The organism is Nonomuraea recticatena, from assembly GCF_039533245.1.
Lineage (GTDB): Bacteria > Actinomycetota > Actinomycetes > Streptosporangiales > Streptosporangiaceae > Nonomuraea > Nonomuraea roseola.
Map to the genome: position 1 here is coordinate 1 of NZ_BAAATE010000078.1, position 8,644 is coordinate 8,644.

Annotated in this window: 6 protein-coding genes and 3 pseudogenes; 3 read left to right on the forward strand and 6 right to left on the reverse strand. The window is 67.1% G+C overall.

From position 1 onward, the window contains the following. Window positions 1-85 (forward strand): annotated as a pseudogene (locus ABFX50_RS49915) (IS5/IS1182 family transposase); the annotation flags it as partial. A 24-nt stretch (window positions 86-109) separates the two neighbouring features. On the opposite strand, the gene ABFX50_RS49920 reads toward ABFX50_RS49915, so the two are convergent. The 4 genes from ABFX50_RS49920 to ABFX50_RS51730 all read right to left on the reverse strand — a co-directional run bounded on the left by ABFX50_RS49920 (window position 110) and on the right by ABFX50_RS51730 (window position 5,058). Then, window positions 110-2,056 (reverse strand): hypothetical protein, encoded by a 1,947-nt coding sequence (locus ABFX50_RS49920; RefSeq protein ID WP_346158209.1) that lies wholly within the window; start codon window positions 2,054-2,056, stop codon window positions 110-112. Between the two features lie 285 nt (window positions 2,057-2,341). Next, a complete protein-coding gene (locus tag ABFX50_RS49925) occupies window positions 2,342-2,698 on the reverse strand; it encodes a hypothetical protein (protein ID WP_346158211.1) in 357 nt (118 codons plus the stop codon). Between the two features lie 888 nt (window positions 2,699-3,586). Further along, entirely contained in the window at window positions 3,587-4,219 is a 633-nt protein-coding gene (locus ABFX50_RS49930) for a hypothetical protein (protein WP_346158213.1), read from the reverse strand. A 410-nt stretch (window positions 4,220-4,629) separates the two neighbouring features. Continuing rightward, the gene (locus ABFX50_RS51730) at window positions 4,630-5,058 is read right to left on the reverse strand and encodes a hypothetical protein (RefSeq protein WP_379506957.1); all 429 of its coding nucleotides are present in this window, start codon (window positions 5,056-5,058) and stop codon (window positions 4,630-4,632) included. Window positions 5,059-5,449: 391 nt separating this feature from the next. Here ABFX50_RS51730 and ABFX50_RS49940 point away from each other — a divergent pair, with 391 nt between their 5' ends. Further along, entirely contained in the window at window positions 5,450-6,277 is an 828-nt protein-coding gene (locus tag ABFX50_RS49940) for a hypothetical protein (protein WP_346158216.1), read from the forward strand. Between the two features lie 50 nt (window positions 6,278-6,327). Here ABFX50_RS49940 and ABFX50_RS49945 read toward each other — a convergent pair. Next, window positions 6,328-6,810, reverse strand: a pseudogene (locus ABFX50_RS49945) (IS5 family transposase); the annotation flags it as partial. 517 nt (window positions 6,811-7,327) lie between these two features. Between ABFX50_RS49945 and ABFX50_RS49950 the strand changes: the two are divergent. Next, the gene (locus ABFX50_RS49950) at window positions 7,328-8,134 is read left to right on the forward strand and encodes an MBL fold metallo-hydrolase (RefSeq protein ID WP_346158214.1); all 807 of its coding nucleotides are present in this window, start codon (window positions 7,328-7,330) and stop codon (window positions 8,132-8,134) included. Window positions 8,135-8,559: 425 nt separating this feature from the next. Here ABFX50_RS49950 and ABFX50_RS49955 read toward each other — a convergent pair. Then, window positions 8,560-8,644, reverse strand: a pseudogene (locus ABFX50_RS49955) (IS5/IS1182 family transposase); the annotation flags it as partial.

The window sequence follows — 8,644 nt, forward strand, 5'->3', positions numbered from 1 at the left end:
GCGCTACGAACGCCGGGCGGACCATTTCGCATCCTTCGTCGCCATCGCTGCAGCCCTCATTTGCTACCGCCGACTTACCAAATGAGTCAACGTCTTAGGCGGATACGCGCTAACCGAGCACCGGCTGCGGGGGCCCGTGCGGTTCGGCGTCCATCCACGGTGGTGGGCCTGCGTCGGCGATCTCCTGCAACGGGATCGGGTGTTCGGGCGGCTCGAAGGTGGGGACGAACGCCTCGATGACGGAGAGGAAGGCGTGCCACTCCGCGCGCTGCTGCCGGTAGCGGGCCATGATCTCGACGAGCAGCTCGGGCACGCCGAGTTGCTTGGCAACGCGGAGCGGGTCAGCGGGGCCGCGGACCCAGCCACCGCAGCGTCGCTCGGCCAGGCCGTGCTCAGCGAGCTTAGTGAGCGCGGTGGTGACGGCGGTTGGGGAGATGCCGACGAGCGTGTGCAGGTCGGTCGTGCGGGTCGGCTCGCTGTTGAGCTGCTCCCAGACGAGCGCGGCTGTGCCGCCCAGAATGCGGAAGACGGGGTGGATCCCGCCAAGCTTGCCGGGCTGCCAGCGTCTCCATGCGGCCGCCTCGGCGTACCCCTGCGGGATGATCAGCCGGTAGGTGTCGGCCCGCTCGCCGTGGTGGACCTGGATGAGGTTGATGAAGGGGTCGCGCTCCTCTCTCAGCAGCTTCAGCGTCTTGGCCACGGTCGATTCGTCCAGCCCCGCCAGCAGGGCCAGGTGCCGGACACCGAACGCGATGACGGTGCAGTTCCGGAGTTGCGCGGCCTTCAGAAGCGCGCGAAGCACACGCCGGATGGTCACCGCTCTAGGTCCTACCCACCGGTGCCTCTCGGCTGCTCTCATCGCGGAATTCCAGCGGAGGATCTGCTGGCGTTCCGTCCCCGCGTCCGTGCTCCGAGGCGCGGGTTGGACGGTGAGGCGAAGCCCTTCGAGCTCTACCTTGCTCCCCCCGCTGTGTGTTCTCCCCCTTGTGTGGACGTCGCGGCCAGATTCTCTCCCTGCGATCCAGGCGATGGCGCTTTTCCAGTCCGCGCGCAGGCGTTCGGCGCGGGTTCGGTCGTCCTTGTACCGGGCGTAGAAGCTGGCCATGCCCGACCAATTGCCACCAGCGAGGCGGGCGGACACGTCGGCGAGCTGCCAGCCGCACGCCACAGCTCCAGCGACGACGGCCTGCCGGGCTTCGGATGGCGAGGCGTAGTCCCGCCGGTCGAACTTGCCGGAGGCGGCGATCTCCTCCAGACGTGGGCTGAGCCGGGGGAGGGGCCCGCCGACACGGGGGAGCCACAGGTCGTGCTGCTCGTCCATCTGCCACACAGCGGCCGCCATGCTGGCGGGAGTCTCCTGCTCAGCCTCGATCGCTTCGAGCTCGGGCATGAGCGCGTCGATCAACGCGCTCCACACGTCGGGTCCGCACGGGTTGGCCAGCACCTGGCGGACGTGAACGAGAGGGGTGGTGAGCTTCTGATGGCCGCGTGAGCGGTGCCAGGAGCCGGGCGGCCGGATGACTCCGTCCGTGCTGCCGAGCATGGGCTGCGGGTCGAGCGTCGGGTAGCGGCGGGCGAGCGCGAGCGCGATCTGCCGCATCTCCCGGTATGGCAGCGGCGCCGCCCACAGCACGTAGCCGTGTCTGCCCCCGTTGGGGGAGATGTCGCCGAAGCCGGAGCCGCCGCATGCGTGCACGAGCGCGGCGAAGTCGGCGGCGTCGGCGGCCACCGCGGCGTACGGGTCCTGGGCGCCTCGCCGTACCGCGCGGGAGATGTCGAAGTCGGCGGCCAGGAGGTGGGTATGGCCGTTCGTGTCGTACACGTACACCGCGGCGGGGGACTGGGGCAGCCGTACCGTCAGCTCACGCTCAAGATGACGGGGATAGTTGCGGCCGCCGTCATGGGATAGCCGTACGCGGCCGCGAGCGCCGAGCGCGGGCGCGCACAGCGCCCACTCCTCAATGGCTTTGAGCGTGCCATCCCCGGAATAGCCGTCCTCCCCATGACGAGGACGGGGTATGAGGTTGTCAGTGACGGCAATGCCTGTTTCACCCATGTTCGACACGCCGAACTTGGGCATGACTGGCAGAGCCGGGGCGACATCGTCTATCGTGGCCTCAGCTTCTGGTGAACGGACCTGGGCGTGCGAAAGCCCGCCGGGAACGCTTCTGGCGAGAAGCGGACCAGGCTGGAAAGCCCGTCCGGGATCCGGTTGCCTGTCGAAGGTCCTCGCGCACCTGCTTGGCGGTAGATGGCGCGGGGGCCTTCGTGGTTTTTATGGAGTTGTTCGCCGTCTTCGACGGATGTGGTCTCCTCTCAGCCCGCGACTAGGTCAGCGCGCTTAGGCGCTTATCAGGTCGAGCTGCTGCGTCTGTTCCGACTCGACGTAGCGGCGGGCGTCCTGATCGGTCTCGACCAGAATCTCCAGATACCGCCACAGCGGGACTTGGCGTGCTTTCGCACCCTTCTTGGCCAGCGCGCACACCTCGGGCCGTACCCGGCCCTGCAGCATGCTCTCGTCCCCCTTGGGGACTCGCGTGCGCCGAGGCACCGGCCCGGCCGCCTGCAGGCGAGTCAGGGGATCGGCTTCGACGAGCTGCTCCAGGTAGAGGGAGATGGAAACGCCCCTGGCCGCCGCGCCGTTTCGGGCGAGGCGGTGTGTTTCGGGGCTGACCCGGCCTTGCAGAGTTCCATGCACTCCGCCTGTGTTCGGGCGTCGTGTACGTCCAGCAATAGCAGCCATGCGGAGCATCATGGCGCACCCACGTATGCATACGCCACAACTTGCGCTCGGCGTGTCGCAACGAGTTGATCACTTCAGAGGATCTGCTGCCAGCAGCACGCGGGAGCTTTCGCTGGCCGCTTGTCCGCGCGGGCGGCCATCATCTGGATCAGCTGGGCGTGTTCGGCTTCCGGGCGCCGAGGCTCTGCCTGGAGAGAAGGCGGCGTCCTTCTTAAGGGCCTGCCTGAGCCGAACGCACTGCGGTCAGCGCGTCACGCTGGCCGCTGTGCTTCTGCGAAGGGGTCCGGCGGCCGCAGTTCCCTGTTCAAGCAGGGGGCTGAGGGTTGTGTGCGGACACACCGTTATCCTTCGCAGCGGCGTAGAGCGCGAGCTGGGCCAGATGGCGGTTGTTAACGCCATCCCACCAAGGATGGCTCTGCAGTGCCTTGACCGGGCGCAGGCGTTCACCACGGGCCCGGCCAGTGGGATAAGAGGGCGATCCTCTTGGGCAGGTTACCGGCTGGCGCGCATCAACGACGAGGGCATTGAAGGGCTGGGAGATCGGCCCGGTGTCGGCCGCAAACGGCGGATTAGTGAAGTCGAGCGTTCGCAATTCATCGCGCTGGCCCCCATATGGCCGTCGGGTCGGCCGGCGCGCGATCAGGTATCCGGAGAGCTGACCATCGCCGACGAAGACTGGCCAGGGGTCTGGACGCTGGACACTCTGGTCGAGGCCGCCCCCCAGCTGGCCACGCCTTACGCAAGCTGCCCAGGACGGGTTGCACTACCTGGTACTGGACGGGGATCCCTTGCTCGGTCATCCAGTGGTCCGAGATCCGAGGCGCTGGCAGTGCGCCGGTCCGCTCAGGCGGGGATCAGGTTCCAGGCTGTAAGGAGAAGCACCGCGCCGAGGCCGAAGTCCAGGACGAAGCAGAACTCGGCGAGTGAGCGCTCGACTACCTTGTCGCGGTAAAAAGTGATCACGTCCCAGATGGCGTGTCCGATAGCCGCGGTTGCGGCCAGGTGCGCGGCCAAGAGGGGGTCGACCATCATCGCGGTCAAGGCGATGGCGCTGAACCCGGCGAACCCGAGAGACTGGATGGCGAGTTCACGTCGGTCAATGCGGGAGCCGCGAAGGAATCCGTACACCGCGAACCCGGCGCCCATCGCGAGCAGTGTCGCGGTCGGATCCAGTCCGGTGGCCTTGGCGACGACGACAGTGATGACGGCGACCCCGAGCATCACCCAGCCGCTCCGGCGGGAGCCGAGCGCGGCGGCGGCCAAATAACACATCGCCGCCAGGATGATAATCATCGCGGTTACGTGGGAGTCCAGGCCGCCTGAGGCGTTGGCGATCAATGCGAGGAGGCCGACCGCGCTGGGCCAGCGTGCCAAGAGGCGGCTGCCGATGCCTGGAGGATGACCGGAGCTGTGTGGTGAAGAGGTCGGGTGGTCAACGGTGCCGTGAGGGCTGTCGAGGTTCGTTGTTGTGTTCATACCGAAAGCTTGGGCCCGGACGCCGCACGCCGAGCCCATGCAGTTGTCATGAAAAAGGGGTGCGTATCGCATGTGGCGTCGAGTAGGCGTGAGCACAGAAAAGTGGTGAGCGGGGGGCCTGCCATCGAGGCTGATGGAGTGCTCGTTCTGGGGGGCTGACGTGAACCAGTCGTTAGTGGAGGGCGTTCCGCAGCGGCTGGGCCCGTGTGACATCGTCGGCCGCCTCGGGACAAGGCGGCCAGGGCGTCGTCTACCTAGGGCGGTGACCACATGGGTTCACCGGCTCGAGGACCAGCACTGTACTGCTTGCGCTGGCTGTCCGGGTGTCCGCCACTGTCGTATCGACACCGAAGCGATTGATGGAGGAGGAGCACAATGGCCGAGCCTGTGCGGGTGCGGCGGTTGTCCGATCATGAAGGGCAAACGCTGCAGCGGCTGGTCCGGCGCGATAAGCGCGACTCGGTCCGGATACGGCGGGCATTGATCGTCATGGCGTCGGCCAGGGGGACGCCATGACGGCGATCGCCCAACTGGTGGCGGCGGTACTTGACCGGCTCGGTCGCGTCGTGAGGCCACGGCCACTGTGCGATCAGCCACCGCTCGGGCAAGGTGCCGTCGCGGTCGCGGGCGACCCGATGTCCAGCTGGGCGCACTCGCAGGAAGACGAACTGCGAGCTCAAGTCACCCTTGGAGCCTTCGCGCCAGGTGAGCGAGAGCGCGGCGTCGCGACCGGCGGCCCAGACGTGTTCGGCATAGCTGACGGCGCTCTCCGGGTAACGCAGGCCGGTCCGGACTGGGGGCCTGCTTCGGCCGGACCAGACCCGCTGCACCGCGACCACGTCCGGCTCGGCGCATGCCCCACCTGCCATCGAAACTGAAACCGTTACGCCACACAACCACCGACAGACCTAACAAAGCACTATTACACCTTGCACCATGATGTGACCTACCACCAAGACGCCTGCGAGCTGCGGAAGGAGCCGCTTCCCGAATCCTCGCGAGCCTACGCGCCCTCGCCACCGGCCTGGCCCGTCTGATCGACTGAACCAATATCATGGCACCCCACCGATCACCACTGGCCGTCCCGCCGATGGCCTCTTGGGAGCCCGGGGGGGAGATGTCCAGACTCCCAGCGTGGTTACGATTCAATGTCAAACACGGCTGGAGGTTGAATTTCGATATGGGTAATCGTTTTGATACGGCCGCTGTGGCGCCAGCTGGGGGCGTGTCGTGGCTGTGACGATTCCCTCCGAGTTTGCGGCGTACGCAGAGGTCGCTGCGCTGGTCGGTGTGCCGGCTGACCTGTTCGTCTGGGATCCCGACGCGCTGGATCGCCTGGCTGGGACGATCAGCGCCTTCCGCCGTGATGTGAACCCCGGCATGCAGGAAGTCGAGTCGGCCGCCGGACAGTACACCATGGCAACCCACGGAGCGGAGGGCGACGCCTTCGACCAACACTGGCAGGCGATCGCCGCCGGTGGCGATTCCGGTGACGTTCCCACAATCGCCAGCTGGGCTGCGGGCCTGCTGAGCTTGGGCGCGATAGCGATCAAAATCGCCCAGACCGCCGTCGTGACCCAACTGGCCTGGTGTGCCCCGCAACTGGCCGCCAGCGCCGCAGCCGGACCCGCCGGCGTGCTCAACGCGACCCGCGCGATAGCCACCGCCCGCGCCACGATCGGCGCTATCGTCCGCGAACTCACCGACCGCCTCGACCGGCTGATCGCACCCAAACTCCACCAGGCCGGCGAGCTCTTCCGCAGACTCGGACGCCAGTTCGACCCCCGCACCGCCCTCAACGGCGGACACCGTCTCGTACCCGCCGACGGCCCCACCCGTCTATCTGGTACGCCGTATCCTAAAGGAGGAGATTCGATGAATATAACGCGGGGCGGAGACGGCGATGTGAGCCCAGGGTCCACTGGTGACCTTCCGATACTCCCAGAAAACGCTGCCGGACAAACGTTTACGGACCGCTGGCGTACCGCCGCAAAAGAAAATCACGGGGACGGCACGCAGGAGGCGTGGAAGGTGGCAAAAGACGGCCGTAACAATTAGCCAATTCACACGCGGACCCACCGTGGTGGCTGGCTGGAGATCGAGAGGTAGCCCGGGGTGAGGTGCGAGGCGGGCGACCGGCCGCGGCCGTCGGCGATCGTGTGGGATCTTGGTGGTCAGCCCGCCGCGGGATCGGCCCAGCCCCTGCGCGGCCTGGGACTGCTGGGCGGTGAGCCCCCTTTTCGGGCTCCGGCGGCGTGCTGGTGAGCGCGCACGATGGTGGAGTCGACCTGGCTGTTCCAGTCCAGCTCACCGCGCCGGTCGGCCTCGGCCATGAGGGCTTGCTTGATGGAGTCCCACGTGCCGTCGGGGTCCACGCGCGGAAGCGCTCGTTAGCGGGTCTTCCAAGGACCGTAGCGTTCGGGCAGGTCCCGCCAGGGCGCTCCGGTCCGTACCCGCCGCAAGATCCCGTTGATCACCTGCCGGTGGTCTCGCCACCGGCCGCCCCGTGGATGAGCGGCCGGCATCAACGGGGCCAGCCACTCCCACTCCAGTCTCGAAAGATCACCACGACTTACGCATGATCTAACGATTCACATGATCGACCGGACACGGCCTAAGGCGTCTGCATACTCGGCGACGAACTGGAAGCGTTCACCAGCGTGTCTCCCCGGCGAAATACCGGGCGGCCTTACGCAGGATGTCCCGCTCTTCCTCCAGCTCACGCAACGCGGCGTTCTCGGCCTCCACCGTGTCCAGCGACATCTCACTGCCGCTGTCACCAGCTCTCGACCTGCGGCCCGACCGCTTCGGCTCGCCCCGCTCGGCGCGCGCCGCCGGGATCCAGCGCCGCAACGTCTTGCGCTGATGCCCAGGTCTGCGGCGATCCCCCACAGTCGTCGCGCCCGGCCCTGGACTCATACAGCGATCGACTCCGTCAGCGTGCGCGTGGTCAAAGGGGGAACCGACAGGCCCGAATCGGCTCGAAAGCGGCAAGCCTAGGTCGAAGATCCACTTATCACCGAACGGACCGGTCTGCCCATCTCTGCCGCGATCGGCGCCGCGAACTCCAGCTTCCTTACGTGAAGCTGCCCGTGTATGGTCACGAGAGTGACTTCCACAAGAGAAGTGAATAGCCGCGAGGTGGCGCCTGGGATCCATTGCTTCGGGGACTCTCACGTCAACTGGTACGTTCTGGAGGACAAAGGCGCGCTCACGGTGATCGACGGCGGTATGCAGGGACACTGGTCACAGCTGCTGGACTGGCTGGCTCGACGCACCCTGTCGATGGACGCCATCGAGGCGGTGGTGCTGACACACGGCCATGCCGACCACCTGGGCATCGTTGAACGGCTTCGCAGGGAGACGGACGCCCTCGTCCACGTCCACGAAGCAGACCAGCGGCTCAGCCGCGGCGCCGGCTTGAGGCGACCACCCCGGCGGATCATCCGCAACCTGTGGCGGCCGCACAATCTGGCGGTGAACGCGGCATGGATGCGCGACGGTCTCTTGCGAGTGCCGCCCGTCCTCCAGGCCTCGACCTTCAGCGACGGCGAGGTGCTCGACGTGCCGGGCAAGCTACGGGTCGTCCATACGCCCGGGCACAGCCCAGGAAGTAGCACACTAGTCGCCCGGGACGGCACTGTCGCACTCACCGGCGACGCGCTTGTCACCCTTGACGTGGTCACCGGCCGAACCGGGGTCGGCATCATGCCCGGCAAGCTCAACGACGACCCCGATCAAGCTCTGGCAAGCCTGCGCAACCTCGAGGGACTGGACGCGCAGATCGTGTTGCCCGGCCACGGACAGCCATGGCCTGACGGCCTCGCGGACGCACTGAAACGGGCCCGGAGGGCCGGCATCGACTGGCGTGACGTCTCGCCCCACCACCACGGCCATGACCACGCCACGCCGTAGCTAAGAACGCAGATGCGACACGTAGGATGTCAGCTGCTTGGTCGCCCTGTCGGTCAGCTGTTGGAGGCGATGAGGTGCTGGAGGGTCGCCAGGGTGGCCGCCCGACGGGGCCAGCAACGCAGCCGAGCCAGGGCCTTCCATGCCTCCCCGTGATGGAGTGCGCATACCTACGCGGCGAGGTCGACGCACGCCGGCTGCTGCGCTAAATGACGCACCACCACACGTCCAGCCCGCTGCTCCATCGGTGGCGGATGTCCCTGACCATGACCTGGCGGCCGACGAGCTCGTGCGCCGGCTGACCCCGCCGCCGAAGGGCGGAGATCCACCGACGTGGGTCTCTGTCTCCATAGACAGCACGGCGGCGAGCGACCTGCCCCACACCCTGGGCGTCATCCACGTTCGCCGCCGTGCCATTAGACGTTGACTCATTTGGTAAGTCGGCGGTAGCAAATGAGGGCTGCAGCGATGGCGACGAAGGATGCGAAATGGTCCGCCCGGCGTTCGTAGCGC